This is a genomic window from Pseudoalteromonas sp. SR45-6, assembly GCF_014163545.1.
Lineage (GTDB): Bacteria > Pseudomonadota > Gammaproteobacteria > Enterobacterales > Alteromonadaceae > Pseudoalteromonas > Pseudoalteromonas rhizosphaerae.
In genome coordinates, this window is the sequence record NZ_JACJDM010000160.1 from 1 (window position 1) to 723 (window position 723).

The 723-nt window shown below is 43.2% G+C and carries 1 protein-coding gene and 1 pseudogene; both read left to right on the forward strand.

Translation table 11 applies throughout. From position 1 onward, the window contains the following. Positions 1 to 488 (forward strand): annotated as a pseudogene (locus H5158_RS22670) (IS21 family transposase); the annotation flags it as partial. An 11-nt stretch (positions 489 to 499) separates the two neighbouring features. Further along, on the forward strand, positions 500 to 723 hold a 224-nt coding region (locus H5158_RS22675; protein WP_182740981.1), incomplete at its 3' end, for an ATP-binding protein.

Below are 723 nucleotides of genomic sequence, written 5' to 3' on the forward strand. Positions count from 1 at the left end.
CGTATCAGTGGGTTAAGAAACAATTACGCGCACACATAACCAATCAGCTAGTACAGCTTTATCATGACGATACCTTAATCGCACAGCATCCGCGCTCACATCATTTAGGTGGGCATACAACACAGCCTCATCATATGTCTCTGGCGCATCAAAAACAGCATGAGCAGTCACCGATAAATTTACGCTCATGGGCATTAAGTATTGGAGAGTATACCCACCAAGTTATTGAGTTACAGCTCAGTGGACGGCGTCACCCCGAGCACGCTTATCGCGCCTGTTTAGGGGTGTTAAGTTTAGCTAAAATCTATTCAAAAGAGCGGCTTGAGCAAGCGTGCTATCGCGCAATCATAATGAATACGACCACACTTAAATCAATAAAGCAGATGCTGAAGAAAGGGTTGGATCAACAACCGTTACCCACACATAAAACAGAGCCTGACAAGCCAATTACACATAGCAACATACGTGGCACAGATTATTACCATTAAGGAATGAAAACATGATAAACACCATTAACCAGCAACTTCAACTACTCAAGTTATCGGGTATAAAGCAAGCACTCAAGCAACAGCTTGAACAGCCAAATCTATATCAAGAGCAAAGCTTTATAGAGCGCGTCAGTTTATTGCTCACTCATGAAATTGATACGCGTGAGCAAAGAAAAATCGACCGGCTAGTGCGACACGCTAAATTCCGCTTACCGGCTCAGTTAAATCAACTGAT